At 54.2% G+C, this 18,489-nt stretch carries 17 protein-coding genes; 6 read left to right on the top strand and 11 right to left on the bottom strand.

Annotation, left to right across the window (positions count from 1 at the left end):
* Positions 1-20 precede the first annotated feature (20 nt).
* The gene (locus BN2591_RS22300; RefSeq protein WP_086873948.1) at positions 21-914 is read left to right on the top strand and encodes a LysR family transcriptional regulator; all 894 of its coding nucleotides are present in this window, start codon (positions 21-23) and stop codon (positions 912-914) included.
* Positions 915-961: 47 nt separating this feature from the next.
* On the opposite strand, the gene BN2591_RS22295 is transcribed toward BN2591_RS22300, so the two are convergent.
* The 4 genes from BN2591_RS22295 to soxR form a co-directional block, all read right to left on the bottom strand.
* Positions 962-2,608 (bottom strand): Na+/H+ antiporter, encoded by a 1,647-nt coding sequence (locus BN2591_RS22295; RefSeq protein ID WP_065369873.1) that lies wholly within the window; start codon positions 2,606-2,608, stop codon positions 962-964.
* A gap of 172 nt (positions 2,609-2,780) precedes the next feature.
* Complete coding sequence (ghxP, locus tag BN2591_RS22290) at positions 2,781-4,130, bottom strand: guanine/hypoxanthine transporter GhxP (protein ID WP_086873947.1); 1,350 nt, start codon at positions 4,128-4,130, stop codon at positions 2,781-2,783.
* 299 nt (positions 4,131-4,429) lie between these two features.
* The gene (locus tag BN2591_RS22280; protein ID WP_086873946.1) at positions 4,430-5,098 is read right to left on the bottom strand and encodes a glutathione S-transferase family protein; all 669 of its coding nucleotides are present in this window, start codon (positions 5,096-5,098) and stop codon (positions 4,430-4,432) included.
* Between the two features lie 267 nt (positions 5,099-5,365).
* Complete coding sequence (gene soxR, locus BN2591_RS22275) at positions 5,366-5,824, bottom strand: redox-sensitive transcriptional activator SoxR (RefSeq protein ID WP_017459479.1); 459 nt, start codon at positions 5,822-5,824, stop codon at positions 5,366-5,368.
* Positions 5,825-5,905: 81 nt separating this feature from the next.
* Here soxR and soxS point away from each other — a divergent pair, with 81 nt between their 5' ends.
* Positions 5,906-6,229, top strand: a complete 324-nt coding sequence (gene soxS, locus BN2591_RS22270; protein WP_017459478.1) for a superoxide response transcriptional regulator SoxS — start codon at positions 5,906-5,908, stop codon at positions 6,227-6,229.
* Positions 6,230-6,236: 7 nt separating this feature from the next.
* Here soxS and BN2591_RS22265 read toward each other — a convergent pair whose 3' ends face one another.
* Together BN2591_RS22265 and BN2591_RS22260 are read right to left on the bottom strand one after the other, a co-directional pair.
* The gene (locus BN2591_RS22265) at positions 6,237-7,808 is read right to left on the bottom strand and encodes an EAL domain-containing protein (RefSeq protein WP_086873945.1); all 1,572 of its coding nucleotides are present in this window, start codon (positions 7,806-7,808) and stop codon (positions 6,237-6,239) included.
* Positions 7,809-8,154: 346 nt separating this feature from the next.
* Positions 8,155-9,555, bottom strand: coding sequence for a GGDEF domain-containing protein (locus BN2591_RS22260; RefSeq protein ID WP_086873944.1), 1,401 nt, complete (start codon positions 9,553-9,555; stop codon positions 8,155-8,157).
* A 527-nt stretch (positions 9,556-10,082) separates the two neighbouring features.
* Here BN2591_RS22260 and BN2591_RS22255 point away from each other — a divergent pair.
* Positions 10,083-10,364 carry a YjcB family protein gene (locus BN2591_RS22255; protein ID WP_086873943.1) on the top strand — a complete coding sequence of 94 codons (282 nt, stop codon included), beginning with the start codon at positions 10,083-10,085 and terminating at the stop codon, positions 10,362-10,364.
* Between the two features lie 304 nt (positions 10,365-10,668).
* Here BN2591_RS22255 and BN2591_RS22250 read toward each other — a convergent pair whose 3' ends face one another.
* The 5 genes from BN2591_RS22250 to BN2591_RS22230 all read right to left on the bottom strand — a co-directional run bounded on the left by BN2591_RS22250 (position 10,669) and on the right by BN2591_RS22230 (position 15,760).
* Positions 10,669-11,790 (bottom strand): hypothetical protein, encoded by a 1,122-nt coding sequence (locus BN2591_RS22250; RefSeq protein ID WP_086873942.1) that lies wholly within the window; start codon positions 11,788-11,790, stop codon positions 10,669-10,671.
* A gap of 85 nt (positions 11,791-11,875) precedes the next feature.
* Complete coding sequence (locus tag BN2591_RS22245) at positions 11,876-12,697, bottom strand: ABC transporter permease (RefSeq protein ID WP_086873941.1); 822 nt, start codon at positions 12,695-12,697, stop codon at positions 11,876-11,878.
* Complete coding sequence (locus BN2591_RS22240; RefSeq protein WP_086873940.1) at positions 12,697-13,527, bottom strand: ABC transporter permease; 831 nt, start codon at positions 13,525-13,527, stop codon at positions 12,697-12,699. The genes BN2591_RS22245 and BN2591_RS22240 overlap by 1 nt, the downstream gene beginning before the upstream one ends.
* Before the next feature lie 62 nt (positions 13,528-13,589).
* Positions 13,590-14,738, bottom strand: coding sequence for an ABC transporter substrate-binding protein (locus BN2591_RS22235; RefSeq protein ID WP_244173050.1), 1,149 nt, complete (start codon positions 14,736-14,738; stop codon positions 13,590-13,592).
* Positions 14,729-15,760 (bottom strand): ABC transporter ATP-binding protein, encoded by a 1,032-nt coding sequence (locus BN2591_RS22230; protein WP_086873939.1) that lies wholly within the window; start codon positions 15,758-15,760, stop codon positions 14,729-14,731. The genes BN2591_RS22235 and BN2591_RS22230 overlap by 10 nt, the downstream gene beginning before the upstream one ends.
* Before the next feature lie 152 nt (positions 15,761-15,912).
* Between BN2591_RS22230 and BN2591_RS22225 the strand changes: the two genes are divergently transcribed.
* The 3 genes from BN2591_RS22225 to BN2591_RS22215 are packed head-to-tail and all read left to right on the top strand — an operon-like array spanning position 15,913 to position 18,468.
* Complete coding sequence (locus tag BN2591_RS22225) at positions 15,913-16,671, top strand: MBL fold metallo-hydrolase (protein WP_086873938.1); 759 nt, start codon at positions 15,913-15,915, stop codon at positions 16,669-16,671.
* Positions 16,668-17,690 (top strand): LacI family DNA-binding transcriptional regulator, encoded by a 1,023-nt coding sequence (locus BN2591_RS22220; RefSeq protein WP_086873937.1) that lies wholly within the window; start codon positions 16,668-16,670, stop codon positions 17,688-17,690. Before BN2591_RS22225 ends, BN2591_RS22220 begins: the two co-directional genes overlap by 4 nt.
* Positions 17,691-17,700: 10 nt before the next feature.
* Positions 17,701-18,468, top strand: a complete 768-nt coding sequence (locus tag BN2591_RS22215) for an inositol monophosphatase family protein (protein WP_086873936.1) — start codon at positions 17,701-17,703, stop codon at positions 18,466-18,468.
* Positions 18,469-18,489: the final 21 nt, after the last annotated feature.

Below are 18,489 nucleotides of genomic sequence, written 5' to 3'. Positions count from 1 at the left end.
CATAGTTCTAAGGAATAATTATGGACATCAGAACGCTGCGCTATTTTGTGGAGGTGGTACGCCAGCAAAGTTTCACCCGCGCGGCGGAGCGCCTGTTTGTGACGCAACCGACCATCAGCAAGATGCTGAAAAACCTCGAAGATGAGCTGAACTGCACCCTGCTTATCCGTGACGGGCGCAAACTCTTACTCACCGATACCGGCCGCGTGGTGTATGAGCGCGGCCTCGCCATCCTCGCGGAGTTTCGCCAGTTAGAAACCGAACTTGGCGACATCAACCACCTGAACAAAGGTGTTTTGCGCCTCGGCATTCCACCGATGGTCGGCATGTTGATGGCCGGGCCGATCAACTTGTTCAGCCAGCGCTACCCCGGTGTGGAACTGAAAATTGCCGAGTTTGGCGGCCTGACCGTACAGCAAGCCGTGAGCAACGGTGAGCTGGATGTGGCGATGACGGCGCTGCCGGTCGAGGAAGAGAGTGGCCTGGCTACCCTGCCGCTGTTTAGCCATGCAATGTGCGTGCTGGTGCCGCGTTCCGGCAGTTGGCTTGAACGTGAAGTGGTCACGCCAGAGGAGCTCGCTGAACATCCGCTGCTGATCTACAACGAAGATTTCGCCTTAAGCCGCCAGCTCATGCTGCTGTTTCAACAGCATGGCGTGAAGCCGCGTATCGCCGTACGCAGCGGTCAGTGGGATTTTCTCGCCGCCATGGTGCAAGCGGGCGTGGGCATTGCCATTCTGCCGGAGCCGGTCTGCCAGCGGCTGGATAAGCAGAACTTGCGCTGGATCCCGCTCCAGAGCGACTTGCGCTGGGAGTTAGGCATGATTTGGCGCGACGGCGTTTACCTTTCACGCAGTGCGCAGGCGTGGCTGCAGTGTTGTGAAGGGTTCTGGCTGGATAAGAAAAGCGAGTAGCGGGGTTAACTGGCCGGGCAGCGCATCAATGGCTGCCCGGCGAGGGTTTACTTATTCTCTAACAGCAGCGCTTCCAGCAGGTCGAGATCGTGCAGCAGTTTTTGCAGCGTCTCGTTGCTGATCTGCCGGGTGGCGCGCAGGTGGTAAAGCTCGGCTCGCTCTGAGCGCAGCGCCGCCAGGCGGAAACGACGCTCCAGATTCTCCTCCTGGAGAGAACTCTCAACGTTATTGCGTCCGTCGGCACGACGGCGCAGGTTACCAATTACCCGCGAACTCACTTCCGTAAGTAACTGGTTATCGATGTTCTCTTCGGTGTCTGCCGCCAGCCGCTCTTCCATCTTCTGAATCGCGACAATCGCCACATCCGCCGTTGCCGCGCGCGCCATCCGCTCCTCTTTGTACTGCTGCGCGTGGTCGCGCACTTCAACATGCTGCAACAGCGCAGGCAGTGCGATAACGCCAACAAACAGCGAGAACAGAATCACCCCGGCGGCGAGAAAGACCAGCTCGTAACGCGCCGGAAAGACATCGCCGCTCGGCAACAACAGTGGAATGGAGAGCACACCGGCAAGCGTTATCGCCCCGCGCACCCCGGCAAAGGTGGCGATCAGCAACTCGCGGTCGCTCCACGAGGCGAACTCCATCGGTTTTTTCACCAGGAAACGCTGGCTGAATCTCTTCATCGTCCACAGCCAGCCAAAGCGCACCAGCATCAGCGCGGCGTAAATCAGCACAATATCGGTAAAGAGCATCCAGGTTTCGACGTTCGGATCGGCTTCTGCCGCCACCAGCGAAGACTCCAGAATGCCCGGCAACTGCAAGCCTAACAGCAAGAACACCATGCCGTTAAAGACGAACTCCAGCATCGCCCAGGTGCTGTTGGCGCGCAGACGCATCGCCAGCGGCGCGGTGCGCATCACGCCGGAACGGGTAATGGTCATCCCTGCCGCGACCGCCGCGAGGATGCCGGAAAAACCGATATGTTCCGCAATCAAATAGGAAGCAAACGGCAGCAGAAACAGCAATACGATTTGCGTTGCCGGTTCATCGCCGCCCCAGCGGCTGAGAAAACGCAGCGAGCGGCCATACAGCCAGCTCACCACAAACCCGGCGAGCAAACCACCAATCGCTACTTTGAAAAATTCAAACGTCGCGCCGCCCACGGTAAACACCATGGTGCCCATCACGACCGCCACGGCGAATTTCAGCGACACCAGGCCCGAAGCGTCATTCATCAGCGCCTCGCCCTGCAAAATGCCCATGATTTTCTTCGGAATGCGCCCTTCCCCGACAATGCCGGAAAGCGCGACTGCATCGGTTGGCGACAGCACCGCCGCCAGCGCAAAGGCGGGCACCAGCGGAATGCCAGGCACCATCCAGTAAATTAAGAAGCCGATCCCGACCACGGTGACCACCACCAGCGCCAGCGCCAGGCCAAAGATTTCGCGGCCATGTTCGAGGAACTCACGCGTGGGCGTTTTCCAGCCATCGGCGAACAGCAGCGGCGGAATAAACAAAACCAGGAACAGTTCCGGGTCGAATTCCACATGCAGGCCAAAGGTGGGAAAGGCCAGCAGAGCGCCGATGGCGATCTGCATCAGCGGAAGCGGGATTTGAAATGGAAGAACACGAGTCACGACGCCAGAAAGCGAGACGACAAGGGTCATGATGAGAATGGTAAAAAATATTTCCATGCGTTCCCTGTTTGCGATGTGTTGTTATAAAAGGCCTCAGACCTTGATGCCAGAGCCTTCAGCTTAACGCAAAGAAACCGGGCTGTGGGCAAAAAAATGGGCAACCGAAGTCGCCCATTGTGTAAAGGTTTACGCTCAACGTCCTCTGCCCACAGGAAGAGGAAACGCGATGTCAGATTGCCCAGCCGCCCGCATAGAAAGCCACCAGCGCGATGGCAATCACCACGGTGCCGATGTTCAGCTTGCGCCACTCACCGGACACCACGCGGCCAATCACCAGCGACGCAAAACCGATCATGATGCCGGTTACGATGTTGCAGGTCAGCACGATAAACACGGCAGTAATCAGGCCTGCCATCGCGTCGACAAAGTCGGCAAAATCGATTTTCGCCACGTTGCTCAGCATCAACAGGCCAACGTACATCAGCGCCGGTGCCGTTGCGTAAGCCGGAACCAGGTAAGAGAGCGGAGAGAGGAACAGGATCAGCAGGAACAGCACGCCCACGGTGATCGCCGTCAGGCCGGTTTTACCGCCTGCAGCCGTACCTGCCGCAGACTCGATATAGACCGCCGCTGGCGCCGCGCCAACTAAACCGGAGAAAACGCTGCTCAGGGAGTCGGTGGTCAGCGCTTTGCCGCCATCGATAATCTGGCCATCTTTGCCCAGCAAGTTTGCCTGGCCCGCGACCGCACGGATAGTGCCAGTAGCGTCAAACACCGCCGTCATCACCAGCGCCAGCACGCTTGGCAGCACGACCGGGTTCAGCGCGCCAACGATATCCAGGCTGCCGATCAGCGAGTTGCCTTTGTCATCGCTCAGCGACGGCATGGCGAAAATGCCAGAAAAGTGTACGCTCGGGTCGAAAATCAGACCGACAATCGACACGCCGATAATGGTCAGCAGAATGCCACCCGGCACTTTCAGTTTTTCCAGGCCGATAATCACCGCCAGACCAATCAGCGACATGATCACCGGGAAGCTGGCAAAGTGTCCAAGCGTAACCGGCAGGCCGTCCAGCGGATTCTTGATAACCAGACCCACGCCGTTCGCGGCGATCAGCAGCAGAAACAGACCAATACCGATACCGGTGCCGTGCGCAACGCCCTGCGGCAGGTTGCGCAGGATCCAGCTACGGATGCCGGTGGCAGAGATAACCGTGAACAGCACACCCATCAGGAACACCGCGCCAAGCGCGACCGGCACGCTGATGTGTTGGCCCAGCACCAGGCTGAACGCGGTAAAGGCGGTCAGAGAGATAGCGCAACCGATAGCCAGCGGCAGATTCGCCCACAGGCCCATCACGATAGAACCGACACCGGCCACCAGGCAGGTGGCGACAAACACCGCCGCAGGTGGAAACCCGGCTTTACCCAGCATGCCAGGTACGACGATGACCGAATAGACCATCGCCAGGAAGGTGGTTAAACCGGCAACGATTTCCTGACGAACCGTGCTGCCACGGGCAGAAATTTTAAACAGTGCGTCAAGCGAACCGCCGGTACGCGCAGAAGGCGTAGACATAGAAACATCCCCTGAGAATTTTATTGTGCGTTGGTGTGCGTGGTGGACAGTCCACTGCCGGTTAAACGTCATCTCCCTGTGCTGCGTTGTGACAAGGGGCCACAAAAAAGCAAACGTTTAACTCCGCGCATACAACGGTTGGTCGAAAAAAGGCAAACGATTATCCAGCGTTTATATGGCGCTTTTCAACTGAACTTTGCCGCTTTTCGCTAAATTTCGCGCGAAGCGGCGAAGAAGTGGACGGCGGATGCGCAAACGTTATCGTCGATGCGCAACTTTGCAACATTTGCCGATCAATTTTAGCTGCCTGGCAGATCAAATGGCCCGCCCTGCACAATGGCCCGTTGCCAGGCCGGGCGCATCTCTACCCGTTTTTTCCACGCGCGTAAGTTGGGTAAATTCTCCACGCCGCCGCGAGCCAGCAACGCGAACACCGGGAAACTCATCTGAATATCGGCCATGCTCAATTGGTTCCCGGCAAACCAGCTTTTCTGCGCCAGTTCGCCTTCGATAAAGCGCGCATGGTTTTCAATTTGCTGTTTCAGGAACGCTTTATCGACACCCTTCGCGAGGAGTTTGCCGACACTGCGTATCCCGAACGGCACCGGGGGTTTACCCAGGCTGTTCATCACCAGTTTCATGAGTAGCACGGGCATGAGCGAGCCTTCGGCATAGTGCAGCCAGAAGCGGTAATCCCGCTTCTGTTTGGTCTCCTGCGGTTTAAAGCGCTGCTCAGGGTCGTACGTTTCCTGCAAATATTCGAGGATCGCTCCGGATTCGGCGAGGATCAGTCCTTCATCCTCCACGACGGGTGACTTGCCGAGCGGGTGCACTTTTTTCAGGGATTCCGGCGCCAGCATCGATTTTTCCCGCTGGTAACGGACAATTTGATACGGCACGCCCAGTTCTTCTAACGCCCAGAGTACGCGCTGGGAGCGCGACTGATTAAGGTGATGCACCGTAAGCATGTTTTTCTCCAGAAAATTCAGACACATTAACTATAGAAAACCCCTACTTACAGCGGTGAAAAAAAAGACAAAAATAATTGCTCAAAAAAGTAGCAATTATGCGGCGGTGGCCTACACTAAAAGTGTCGGTACAACCCGGAACCTGTAACATACGCAGGGGTGCCGATGTCGGGGGAAACCCTCCCGTAACCGAGCGGGATAGAGAGAAAGACAAAGACCGGAAAACGACTAAAGCGCCCCAACGGGCGCTTTAGTTTTTTGTACGTTTCAATCGTCTTCCAGCAAGCGCGCGCCGGTGCCCTGCTGCCCAAGCTGATCGCCGGGGTTACGCAGTGGACAATCGCTGCGTGACAGGCAGCCACAACCGATACAGCCATCCAGTTCATCACGCAGAGCCACCAGCGTATGGATACGCCGGTCCAGTTCTTCGCGCCACTGTGACGACAGCTGTTTCCACTCTTTCTTGCTTAGCGTATGCCCTTCCGGCAGCACACCAAACGCGTCGCCGATGGTCGCCAGCGGAATACCAATGCGCTGAGCAATCTTGATGATCGCCACATAGCGCAGCACATCACGCGTATAGCGCCGTTGATTGCCGGTGTTACGGGTACTTTTGATTAAGCCTTTACTCTCATAAAAGTGCAGCGCGGAGACGGCAACCCCGCTGCGCTTCGCCACTTCACCGGGGCTGAGTAAGGCTTTAATACGTGGTGTTTTCTTTTCCATAAAACCTCTTTACCTCAAGTTAACTTGAGGAATTATACTCGCTTCCAGACAAAACGACGAATCGGGAAATGAGGAAGCCATATGTCCCATCAGCAAATTATTCAGACACTTATTGAATGGATTGATGAACATATCGACCAACCAATGAACATTGATGTAGTCGCCAGAAAGTCAGGTTATTCGAAGTGGTATCTACAGAGGATGTTCCGCACCGTGATGCATCAAACGCTGGGTGACTACATTCGCCAGCGCCGTTTACTGCTGGCAGCGGAAGCGCTGCGAACCACGCAGCGACCTATTTTTGATATCGCGATGGATTTGGGATATGTCTCGCAGCAGACGTTTTCACGCGTCTTTCGCAGGGAGTTTGATCGCACCCCCAGCGATTACCGGCACCAGGCGTGATGCCCTTTCACTTTAATGAAGGCGGCTGCTGTACCCAGCGTTTAAATTCCTGTGACGGCAGCGCCTTTGCAAAGTACCACCCCTGACAGAACTGCACGCCGCGTTTTAACAGCCACGTGACCTGCTCCGCGGTCTCAACGCCTTCCGCAATAATCTTCAGACGCAGGCTCTGCGCCATCTCAATGATGTGTTCAGCAATCAGATGGCTGGTGCTGTTGGTCGTCAAGGTATCAATAAACGATTTGTCAATTTTCAGGATATCGACGTTCAGCGAGTACAGGTTGTGCAAATTGGAATAACCGGTACCGAAATCATCAATCGCCACCTCATAACCCGCCTGGCGAAACGCCTGAATAACCGGCGTGGTTTTCGGCACATCAATAAACCCGCGCTCGGTCACTTCAATCTTAATCTGCTCGGCACGCACCGCATGCATCTTGGCTTTATTGGCAATCAATGAAATCAGGCGCGAGGAGTGGAAATCTGCAGCGGAGAGGTTAATCGAGATATAAAGTTGCGGCGCCATTGCCAGGAAATCGCCCAGATCGCTGAACAATTCGTCGACGACATAATCGGTAATACGCTCAATCATGCCCTCTTTTTCTGCCAGCGGAATAAACTCCGCCGGGCTCATGACCGGTCCATTAAACCCCGGCCATCGCAACAGCGCTTCCGCGCCAACGCAAGTGCCATTTTTGATATCGATAATAGGTTGATAATGAAGGCGAAGCTGGCGTCGGGTTAACGCCCGGTGGAGCATACGGCGTGGAGAGTTAAACTCCTGCCGTGTTCGCGACCATATTAATAGCAAAATAACGCTACCAATCACGCCCAGCGGCAACGTTAATGTGACCTGGTGATAAAGCGCCTGAAAATAGTGGTCACTCGATGTCGAAACAATAATCGCGATCGGACGATTATTCGAACGTGCAATGGTATAAAAGCGCTGGTCCTGCTGGAATGTTAAATCATCTGTGCGTAACAGCTTAGCTAACTTATCAACGCGGGCATTCTGGCTAACAGAAAAAAACTGGTGCGTCACGGTGTCGTAAATACCGTAAGCCAGATCAGTATTGTCTGATGCCACATCGCTGTAAGTGAGCGGATTAATCACCGCGACATAATTTCCACGCTGCATGTACACCATCTTGTAGCCCGCGTAAAAAGGCGTATCCCGATAGTAATAAATAGCGATATCGGGCGCGCGTTTATAATCCGCTGGTGAAATAGCATACGATTGCGCGGGCGTTATTACGCTCGAACATAAAAAGTGGTCGCCACGGGCATAAATTAAATCCGAAACATACATGCTGCCGCGGACGATATTGAGCATGGCCGTTCGATGTTCCGGCGCGCAAATTTGTCCGCGGTATTTTTCCGCCGCGCTGCGAACCGTATCCACTTGCTGGATAACGCGCTCCGTTTTATTTAGCGCTAATTGGGCAAACGATTGAAGCTGGGCACTCGTTTCTTTCACCGCACGAATATGCGCAAACCATAGCGACAACATCAGCGGCAGAAGAACTACCGTGATGAGCACGACGACGCTGAGCATCTTGCGACGCACGCTATGATTCATATCCGCCTATATCCATGCATTTAAAGTGCCTTTTTTAATGTTTGGCAGGATGCTTTGATAAACAGGTGATTACGTTGCATGAATCAAACGACATTAGCAACTGACTTTTCTCATTAAAAACCTAATATTTGGTTATGACCGAAATACGCGACCATAAAGCAAACTCAGAGTGTGCCCAATGTTTATATTAAGGAAAATATTAATCCATTCGCATGGGGGTGTTTTAACTTAATACAACAGAGTATCGCTGATTAAGCCAAACTGGCCGCAGGATAAAAAAATGGCGCGCCATTCGGGTATTTTTTCATCTGTAGCCGAGCCGCTTTCATCATTTCTTCATTATTTATTAAAAAGCGCCAACCACCACGGTTTGGCTGCGTCCTGCGCGTTTCGCATCGTACAAGGCGTTATCCGCAAGCGTTAGTAAAACTGAAGTATCAGACTCTTCGCCGGTGACGAATACTAAACCAGCGCTAAAGGATAAGGCTATCTTTTCACCATTGCTAAACAATGGATTTCGCGCCAGCGACGCGCGAACCTTTTGGCTAAAACGCAGCGCCATCTTACTGTCGGTATGCGGCATTAAAATCAGAAATTCCTCACCGCCTAAACGACCAAAAATATAGGACGGATCGCAATGTTCACGGATCTGATCGCAAAAGTTGATCAGTGCGGCGTCACCCGTTAAATGCCCCCAGCGATCGTTAATATTTTTAAAATAATCAAGATCCAGCATCAGAAGGCTAAAGTGGCTGCGCGGCTCGTCTGGCCGACACGCCACCAGCGCCTCTTTTAACTTCCGCAGCATAGCAAAACGATTATAGCAGCCGGTCAGATCGTCAATGGTGGCTTTCATTTCCAGCTGCCGCTCCGCTTTTTTACGCTCGGTGATATCAAGCCCAATACTGAGCACCGAGTGATCCGGCAGTTGAATATTCGACCAGAGCACCGTCAGCACCTGACCATCACGGCGTACCGGGTGCCATTCGTGCATGTCGACGGCTGGCGATGTATTAACCGAAGCGCGAACTTTTTGCCGAACCTCGGGATCGGGGAAAAATAATGCTAATGGATCGGCCTGCTGATTGAGCTCATTAATGCTCCAGCCAAATACACGTTCGCACTCCCCGTTCCATAATATGCAGCGATTGGTTTTGTCAAAAGCGTTCATTAAAACCGGTGCGCGTTCAAATAACGCTTTATATTGCGTGACAATGCGCTGCATCTCTTTCGCAGTACGTTCTCTGGCGACAATTTCAGCAAGATAATTTTTTAATTTTTCGACCAAAACAATAACGACATTTTTCACGATGGATAAAGCGTGCAAGGATTGCGGAAATGCCAAAAAGAAATAACCTTCGAGCCCAGACTCTTTATAATTTAATTTACACAAAATGCCGCTGCGTAATTTACTGGCTGCTATTTGCTGATGAGGAAATAATAAATCACCAGCATGTCGCCGCCAGCAAATGACTCGCCAGGCGCGCTGATGTCGTTGCAGTTGAGACTGTTCAAGAAAAGCGTGCACATCCTGCAATGTGCAGCCCGGCGTACCTGCGCTGACGAGCTGCCACGCATCGTCCTGCCGGATAACCACCCACGCAAGCGTGGAGCCGAGTGCTGTATTGATCGCGCGTAATATCTCTTCCATTGAGCGTTGCGCGGTGAGCCAGGGCATCAGCCTGGCCAGAACCGACAACGCCGCATCAGCGTCCTCAGGCGGCACGGCGGAATTTTCTATTTTCATATTTTTTCATTCGCAGGTTATAAGACGCGAAACCAGCTTAAAATGACGTTATCAGGAAAAAAGAAGAGGCGGCCATCAATTCAGTTAGCGCAACTGCACGCACAAATATCTTCCTCACGCATAAAGAACGTGATGAAAAAAATATATCGATAAAGATCAAAACCCTGAATCATCATTCACAGGCTAATAAGATTTTCCTTAAAAGCATAATATATGCGACACAACCTGTAAACGTTGTGGCAATTAGGATGCTAAATATCACTCAAATGTATTAGATAGAAAAAGCATTAATTCCCCCGGCACATAGAAATATATTGGCGATATATTTTCGTGTGAAACAGCACCAACACGCTGCAAAAAGCACGATTTTTGTACTGGCGAATAAATCAGCAAATGTGATATAGTTCACACATTCTTGAAACGGGAAACACCGTTTCAATTCGTTGTGTTATTCGCGGATCTTCAGCATTGCCACTCGCGCAGCGTGCTTATCCGCCTGGTATTCGGTTCTTTCTGAGGATGGTTTGATGGCTACCTTTACCGCCAGCGTCGTGCTTCTCCGCTGGCAGTTACTGAGTGCAGTGTTGATGTTTATGGCCAGTACGCTGAACATTCGTTTCCGTCGTGCTGATTATATTGGCCTGGCGGTGATCAGCAGCGGCATGGGCTTAGCGGCGGCGTGCTGGTTCGCTACCGGGTTGTTGGGCATTACAGTGATGGATCTCGCCACGACCTGGCACAACCTGGTCGTCGTGATGGAAGAGATCGCGCAAAAAGCGCCACCCGAGTGGCCGATGATCGTAACGTGATTGCTTAAAGCGCCTGCGGGCGCTTTTTTATTTCCTCGGGTGCTCGCTTTTCTACGCCACGCACCTTCGCATAAATATAAACAACAGATCGGCGCCAACCGCCGATCTTTCCCGCCCGCGGTAGCCGCGTAAAGAGACTAGCAGCCTTTCGCTGACAACACTGTTCGGGCGGAGAAGCCGCATTTGATTACCTGCGGGCTCGCTAAGCGGGAACGCCCACTTACCGAGCCAGGGCGTAAAAAATGCAGATGCCCGAAAAGATCCGGCTTAGCGGGCATCGGTGTTTTACGTCAGCACAACGATTTTACTCAAGAATGCGGGCTTCCCATGGTCGCCAGAGCGGGTGGAATTTCTGTGGCTGATAGTGCGTCGTTTCGCGTTCGCCGAAATGGAACAGTGCATCCATCTCATTTTTGATGACGACAATATTGGAGCCATCCGCGCGCCCGCCAATGGTCACCGAACCGTGATAGCCCTTTACCGGCACGCCGGTATAATTCGCCAGTTTTTGTGCGAAAGCATCAATCCCGCCTTCGCCACTGTGGCAGCTTAAGCAGCGGATATTTTTAAACTTCACCTCCCCGGCAAGTTCCAGCGTATCCATTGCCACATCAAACGGCGCTTTAACGCCACCGGCGACTTGCAGACCCGTGGTGCTGTCACCCTTTGGCGTAAACACACCGTGGCCGATGATATTCAACCGCGGTTCACCTTTATACGTATCCGTGAAAAACAGGTACAAATTTTCGTTATTCAACCCCGCATCCCGGCGAACAATATTGATCTCACCCGACAACGTCACCGCGCCCATTTCTCTCTCGCCGACATCCATGCCGACTTGATAAACCTCCGCTAACCTGGCGCTGTCTGTTTTTGCCGTTGTAGATGTAGCAACCCCCCCTTTCCCTTCCGGCAGAACAACGTGTATCGCATCCGGCCCGGAAACATCAGCAGCGGCATGGCTTAATGACCGTATACCTGGCGTATTTTCCTGCACAAGGGAGGTGAAGGATTTCGCTGCCGCGCTTGCCGGTTCAGCCAGCGCGGTTTTGTTTTGCAGATGCGCATTTTCAAGCGCGCTGGCGGGTCGTTCTGCAAGACGCCCGGCACCAGCACCGGCAAAGGCACGCGACGCACCGGGGAATTCCGGCAGCGGCCCGCCCAACACCGCGCCGAGGAAAATCTCCTGCAAACTTTCGCCCAGCGTGGGCAACGGTATTTTGCCTTCATCTTTGGGTACGCGGGAAAGATCGGCCTGTTTATCACCGGTTCGCCATGAGTAATGCCGCTGCTGAAACGCCTGGAAAGTCTCTTTTGCTGGCGTATAGGCAGGCTCCAGCTGCACCGCTCTTAGCGTTTTGTCTGCATAAGGCGAAATATCATAGGGTTTAAATACATCAATTGCTGCCGGTCCTTTAATGTCCATGCGCGCTCCTTTAATAGCGGTTATCTGACTTCATTGCCGTTGATTAAGTGGCTCGATGGACGACTTTCGCGGCGTTAAGGCGCAATTATTTCCCCAGTTTCGACAACATTTCCGGGCGCATAAATTTATGGATAACCAGCATAAACAGTACCGATGGCACCAGCAGGATCAGCGCGGTGATGGACGACACCTGGTAGTTGCCCGACATACTGGCGGTATAGAGCAAAATGGGCAGCGTGGTGATATCCGGCGCGCCAACAAAAAAGGTGGCGGTAAACTCGTCTAATGATTCCAGAAATACAAAAATGCTGGCGGCAATCAGCCCAGGCGCGGCCTGCGGCAAAATGATATGGAAAAATGTATAGACCGGCCCGGCACCCAGATTGCGCGAAGCGCGCGCCAGCAACGGATCAAGCGCCGAGAACGCCGCCACGCTAATCCAGATCGAGTACATCAGGCCATGAACGCTATGCACCAGTACCACGCCCGCAATCGTGCCGTTTAGCCCCCACTGATAAAAGAGCCGCGCCACGTTCATATACACCGTCAGGTTGGGAAACGCTTGCGGGATAAGAAACAGCAGCATAAAAAAGGCGCGACAGGGCATGGATCGGTGCGACAGCGCGTAACCCGCCGGAATGGAGATCAGCAGACAGACAATGACCGACAACACCGCAATGAATACGCTGATTGAGAGCGAACCGGAAACATCACTGTAGGGGCTAAACACCTGGCTCCAGTATTTTAATCCCCACTGGCTCGGCAAGGTGTGCGGGAAAAACCAGCTCTCCGCCACCGTCCAGATAATCAGGTTCAACAGCGGGCCAAACAGCGCCAGCACCAGAAAAGTGAGCAACAGGGTTTGCAGCAGAAAACTGCCGTGGAGTTTTTGGCGAAACGAGGTCATCACTGCGCTCCTTTGGCATGCAGGCTGTGACGTAAATAGAACCAGGAGAGCGCCGCGCAAATCAGCCAGGAGATCACCCCCATCGCGTTCGCCACCGGGTAATCGCCGTACGAATTCACGCGAAACGCCATATCGACGGTCATCATGGTTGGCGTGCCGGTGCCAATCATCAGCGGTACGGAGAGCACCGACATCATCGTTACCGTGGAGAGCACCATCGCCACGCCAATCGTCGGCAGCACCTGCGGCAAAATAATGTCGAACAGGATACGTAAACGCGACGCACCGAGGTTTTTCGCCGCCAGTATATGCGACGGATCCACCGCCGACATCGCGCCGCAAATCAGTAATGTCGAGAACGCCATCTGCTTCCAGACGAAAGTGATGATGATGCCGCTCCAGCCCAAAAGCGAGGTGGTGTCCATCGGTGTTAACAGCCCGCTCGCCACCAGCACATTGTTCATCAGGCCATTTTTGGCGAGGAAGGTGCGCATCATCTGCGCGGTAACAATAAAGGGAATAAACAGCGGCAGACGGTATAAAAAGGCCAGCGTCTTAACGATGCGGCGAAACGGCGACAGCACGATAATGGCGGAAATCGTTATCGACAGCAGCGCGAGGATCACCAGTGAAACCAGCACGATAAGCACGGTGAAGAGAATATCGTTCGAGTAAAGCGCAAAGACTTTCGCAAAATGCGCAAGTGTAAAAGGCTGCGTATCGCTGGTGAACGCCGAGATCAGCGAAAAGCCCAGCGGCCAGAGAAAAAAGACGGCTATCAGCAGCGTCGCCGGGCCAACCAGTAAGCAGTATTTAAAGGCGTGTCGCATGGTGAACCTGAATAATCACAGCAAAAAAATGCCCGGGCGAAATGCCCAGGCATATCCGTTAATCAGTTAGAAACCTGGCTCTCATAGCCCTCTTTGATATCGTCAAAGTACGGCGTGATCGGGAAACTTTTGCCATAGTTGGCTAAATCATCCGGCGAGATTTCCGCAAACAGCTTCTGCCAGGTGGCCGCGTCCAGCTTCGCTTTCACATATTTCGCGTCAATGCCCGGATACCAGTTGAACTGCTTCACAATGCCCTGCGCCTGCACCTCCGGGCTGGTCGCCAGCGCGATAAACTCCTGCGCCAGTTTGCCCTGCGCGGCGTGTGCCGGAACGACGTAATACATCGGCTGGCCCGGCATCCCCGGAGAGATTAACGCCAGTTTGATCGACGGCGGCACTTTGCCCTGATCTTTCCAGCTATAGAACATATCGACCCACACCGGTCCCATGGTGATTTCGCCCCGGCTCAGCATATCCAGCGTGCCAGCGTTACCCGGCGTGGAGGTGACGTTTTTGTTGAATTCCTTCAATTTGGCGAACGCCTGGCTCCAGCTTTTTTCCACGCCTTTGTCATACGGCAGCGCGGAAAGACGCGCCGCGTCGGTGCCGTAAGCGTAGATCCAGCCGACCACAAAGCTGACGCCGGACATGCCGTTTTTAATGCCGTTATAGCCAAAGGCTTGCGGGTTTTTCGCCGACCACTGCACCAGTTCGTCGTAGGATTTCGGCGGGGTTTTAATCAGATCGCTGTTATACGCGATAGCGGTCTGGCTTAAAAACATCGGCATCACGTAGCCGTCAACGTTCACGCCAAGCGCGTTTTTGGCGTTCCCGGCCGTCACCATCGAACCGGTGTTTATAGCGTGGCGATATTTCTCCAGCAGCCCTTTTTCCACCAGTTGACCACCGGCCGCCTGGTGCACTACCGCAACGTCGATATCCCAGCTTTTCGCGCCGCTCTGCTGTTGCGCCGTCAGTTTCTCGACAATCTTGTTGGAACCCGCATCACCCGGCCCGGTGCCGACCACCTGCACTTTCACGCCCGGATGGGCGGCTTCAAACTTTGGCCCCAGCCAGGTTTTAACGTAGTCGACCATATTTTGATCGCCCGCCGTCGCCACATTGAGCACCGTTTCGGCACTGGCGGTCTGGACGCCATAACCCAAACAGAGTGCGGCTATCACAGCAAGTTTCGTGTTTACGGACATGATGTTTCCCCAGAAAAAGAGTGTGTTGGTTGGCTTGATGCAAAAGAGGCAAAAACATGCAGCGCCGTTTCCGGCACATGCAAAATCACCGGCGTTCGGGCGGGCCAGAACTGAGTGGAATCCGCGAGAAAAATCTGCCCATCGCAGCGCACGCTGTGACGATACTGATGGCCGAGAAACGCGCTCTCTTCCACCACGCCATTCAGCACCAGGCCCGGCTGCTCCGGCTGCGTTAACGGGCGGTGCATGTTGACGTCCGAACTGCGGAAATAGAGCGTTTCCCCGCCCGCATCAGCACGCGTTATGCAGTTATCCGCGCCCATAAAATCGGCGACAAACGGCGTTGCCGGGCGGTGATAAATATCTTCCGGCGTGCCCATTTGTTCGATACGCCCGTTGTTCAGCACTGCAATTCTGTCGGCCATCACCAGCGCCTCTTGCTGATCGTGCGTAACGATTAACGAGGTAAACCCAAGTTTTTTCTGTAGCGCTTTGATCTCATGGCGCACATTGAGGCGCACTTTGGCGTCCAGGTTCGACAGCGGCTCATCCAGCACCAGCACATCCGGCTCAATGGCTAATGCGCGCGCCAGCGCCACGCGCTGACGCTGGCCGCCGGAAAGCGCGGTGACTTTAATATCCGCATAATTCTCAAGATTGACGATTTTTAATAATTCCTGCACCCGCTGCGCGATCGCCTCTTTTTTAACGCGGCGGACTTTTAAGCCATAACCAATATTTTGCGCGACGGTAAAATGCGGCCATAAAGCATAACTCTGAAACACCATGGTAATATTTCGCTGCTCCGGCGTGCTGTGCGTAATATCCCGACCATTCACGGCAATAACGCCGGATCGCACCGGAATAAAACCGCATAACGCGTTGAGTAGCGTGGTTTTTCCGCAGCCAGACGGCCCAAGCAGCGCAATCATTTCGCCCTTTTCCACGGCAAGATGAATATCGTGAAGAACGATATTTTCGCCATAGCCAATTTTCAGTTTTTCAATCTGTAAATAACTCACGGGCGTTCCTTTCTTCAGCGTTTCTTTCTTCGATGAACACGTGTTCATTTATTTGTAAAAAAAATGCAACGTTGCACCGACATTATGTGAGCCTACTTTGTCGGCTATTTGTGACAATTTGATTAAGTCCGCGATAATTTTGGTGAAGCGAAATGAAAATAGATGTTCTGGGCTGTGGTAGCGCGTTCTCGATGCAGCAAAACACCTCGGCAATTCGCGTTATCGACAAGGAAAACCGCCAGCTGCTGATCGACTGTGGCCCGACAATCCCGCGCGCACTGTGGCAGCACGGCGGCGACGTAAACGACATCGACGCCATTTACTTCACTCACGTCCACCCGGATCACTGCACCGGGCTCACTGCGCTGCTGAATCACTGGAAAAGTTTTCAGCGCCGTAAACCGCTTATTATCTGGTCGCAGCGCGAACAGCGCCCGGTACTGATAAAACTGGCGAGCCTCGCTAACTGGCCGGAAAACGATCTCTGCTTCGACATTGACTGGCGCGACAGCGAACCCGCCTGGCAGTGGCATGGCTGGCAGATGCGCACCGCGTTTACCCATCATGAACTCGCCAATCTCGCCCTGCGAATCGAAGCAGACGGCCACACCCTTTTCTACAGCGGCGACGGACGCCCGACGCCGGAAAGCATCGCGCTGATGCACAATGCCTGCCTGGCGTTTCAGGAGTGCGCTTCGGCAACCGCGCTACCTAATGACGCCTCGCATGGCGATTTTCCCGGTTGCCTGGCGCTGTTTGAGCAACTGTGCTTACCGCGCCTGGGTTTGTACCACTGCAACGACGCCGCGCTGCCCGTGCTTGAACAGGCTTGCGCGCCCTATCCGGGCTTGTTTCTCAGCCACGATGGTTTCGCCACCGATCTCAGCCGTCGTGCGGAGAGGAAAGGGTGAGCCAGAGTTTACGCAAACAAGCGGTGACCGCCGAAGATGTGGCCAAACGCGCGGGCGTTTCCCGTGCCGTGGTGTCACGTGCGCTCAGCAGCAACGGCAGCATTTCGCCGGCGACCAAAGAGAAAGTGCTGCGTGCCGCGCAGGAGCTCGGCTACCAGGTCAATTTCCTCGCCCAGGGGCTTAATCGCCAGCGCAGCCACTTGATTGGCGTGATTGTCGCGCGTATTGGCGACCCGTTTCGCAGCAGCCTGCTGGAAAGTTTGCTGCATGAAATCCAGCGCCGGGGCTACCAGGCGCTGGTCACCGAAATCACCGGCGAACAGGATCTGGTCGCCACCCTGCGCCGATTTACCCAGTTTCGCGTCTCCGGCGTGATCGTCACCTCAGGCCAACCGCCAGAAGCGATTGTTAACGAGTGCGTCAGCCAGCGCATTCCGGTGGTCGGGATCAACCGCCACCCGGATATCCCGTTTGTCGATTTTGTCTGCTCCGACAACGTATCTGGCGCGCGCCAGGCCGCCGAACAGCTTTATGACTCCGGCTGCCGCCGTTTTGGCTGGCTCAATAACTGCGGATCGACCTGGGCGGGCATTCAGCGCGGCGAGGCGTTTTTTCAGGCGTTGCAACAACTTGGCGTTGATACTCAGCAGCAAGTTCGTTGGTTTGATGCGCGTGAAGAGGGTTACGACGGTGGTTTTCAGGCAGCGCTGGCCTGCGACGACACATTGCCGGAAGGGATTTTCTGCGCCAATGCGCAGTTAGCCTGCGGTTTTCTCGACGGTATGCGAAAACGCGGCAAATCCGCGCCAGCCGATTTTCACTTGATAGGCTTTGATAACACGCCGCAGAGCGGCCAGTTCAGCTACCAGTTGACCACGCTGCATCAGGATGTGGCGGAAATCGCGAACCGGGCGCTGACGCGCTTGCTGGAGCGGGCGAAAAATCCTTTACAGCCTTCCCGCGTTGAGTGGGTTAAGGTGGCACTGATTCACCGACAAACCTCGCCACAGATTGGCTAAGAGTCCAGATATGAGAGAAGAGTTTACCCAGGCGCTGTGCGCGCTGATTCGTCGTCTCGGTCAGCAGGCGAAACAGCTCCGTGACAACGGGCTGACCATCGAACAAAAAGGCCGCCAGGATTTTGTCTCCCAGGCGGATGTGTATGTTGAAACCGAATTACGCGCCTGGCTGAAAGCCGAACGCCCGCAGGACGGCCTGCTGGGTGAAGAGCGCGGGCTGGAGCCGGGCAGCGACGGCATATGGGTGATCGACCCGATTGATGGCACCACCAATTTTATTCTCGGCATGGATTACTGGTGCATTTCGGTTGCTTACGTGCGCGATGAAGCCATTAAGCTGGGGGTGATTTACGCCCCGGATCGCGACGAATTTTTCTTCGCCGAAAGCGGTAAGGGCACGTTCTTAAATGATAAACGCTTAACCCTCACCGAACCCGCCGCCGACGCGGTGGTGCTCGGCATTGGTCGCTCCAGCCGCAGACCGCCACGCGAATACACGCACACCATCGAAACTCTGTTTGAACACGGCGTGGAGCATCGCCGTTTCGGCGCGGGGGCATTAATGCTGGCGCACGTTGCCGCCGGCCTGGTGCATGGTTATTTCGAAGCACACCTGCACAGCTGGGATGCGCTGGCGGGGCTGATCCTTATTAAAGAGGCGGGCGGGATGCATAACGATTTTCTCGCCAACAATGGGCTAACGCAGGGCAATAACGCCTGGGCGGCAACGCCGCACGTGTGGCAGCGTCTGCAACCGATTTTGCTGCCAAAGGGTTAAACTCGGTGGCTAAGGGAAACG

Source organism: Kosakonia pseudosacchari (assembly GCF_900184035.1).
Taxonomy (GTDB): domain Bacteria; phylum Pseudomonadota; class Gammaproteobacteria; order Enterobacterales; family Enterobacteriaceae; genus Kosakonia; species Kosakonia pseudosacchari.
The sequence above is the reverse complement of the archived record's forward strand: the minus strand, read 5'-3'. Positions and strand labels throughout refer to the sequence as shown.

What these genes read in the sequence shown, in the direction of transcription:
- BN2591_RS22250 (WP_086873942.1), bottom strand. Translation starts at nt 11,790, where the DNA reads ATGGACATTAAAGGACCGGCAGCAATTGATGTATTTAAACCCTATGAT.
- BN2591_RS22225 (WP_086873938.1), top strand. Translation starts at nt 15,913, where the DNA reads ATGAAAATAGATGTTCTGGGCTGTGGTAGCGCGTTCTCGATGCAGCAA.
- BN2591_RS22300 (WP_086873948.1), top strand. Translation starts at nt 21, where the DNA reads ATGGACATCAGAACGCTGCGCTATTTTGTGGAGGTGGTACGCCAGCAA.
- soxR (WP_017459479.1), bottom strand. Translation starts at nt 5,824, where the DNA reads ATGGAAAAGAAAACACCACGTATTAAAGCCTTACTCAGCCCCGGTGAA.
- BN2591_RS22235 (WP_244173050.1), bottom strand. Translation starts at nt 14,738, where the DNA reads ATGTCCGTAAACACGAAACTTGCTGTGATAGCCGCACTCTGTTTGGGT.
- BN2591_RS22260 (WP_086873944.1), bottom strand. Translation starts at nt 9,555, where the DNA reads ATGAAAATAGAAAATTCCGCCGTGCCGCCTGAGGACGCTGATGCGGCG.
- BN2591_RS22280 (WP_086873946.1), bottom strand. Translation starts at nt 5,098, where the DNA reads ATGCTTACGGTGCATCACCTTAATCAGTCGCGCTCCCAGCGCGTACTC.
- ghxP (WP_086873947.1), bottom strand. Translation starts at nt 4,130, where the DNA reads ATGTCTACGCCTTCTGCGCGTACCGGCGGTTCGCTTGACGCACTGTTT.
- BN2591_RS22255 (WP_086873943.1), top strand. Translation starts at nt 10,083, where the DNA reads ATGGCTACCTTTACCGCCAGCGTCGTGCTTCTCCGCTGGCAGTTACTG.
- BN2591_RS22240 (WP_086873940.1), bottom strand. Translation starts at nt 13,527, where the DNA reads ATGCGACACGCCTTTAAATACTGCTTACTGGTTGGCCCGGCGACGCTG.
- soxS (WP_017459478.1), top strand. Translation starts at nt 5,906, where the DNA reads ATGTCCCATCAGCAAATTATTCAGACACTTATTGAATGGATTGATGAA.
- BN2591_RS22295 (WP_065369873.1), bottom strand. Translation starts at nt 2,608, where the DNA reads ATGGAAATATTTTTTACCATTCTCATCATGACCCTTGTCGTCTCGCTT.
- BN2591_RS22265 (WP_086873945.1), bottom strand. Translation starts at nt 7,808, where the DNA reads ATGAATCATAGCGTGCGTCGCAAGATGCTCAGCGTCGTCGTGCTCATC.
- BN2591_RS22245 (WP_086873941.1), bottom strand. Translation starts at nt 12,697, where the DNA reads ATGACCTCGTTTCGCCAAAAACTCCACGGCAGTTTTCTGCTGCAAACC.
- BN2591_RS22215 (WP_086873936.1), top strand. Translation starts at nt 17,701, where the DNA reads ATGAGAGAAGAGTTTACCCAGGCGCTGTGCGCGCTGATTCGTCGTCTC.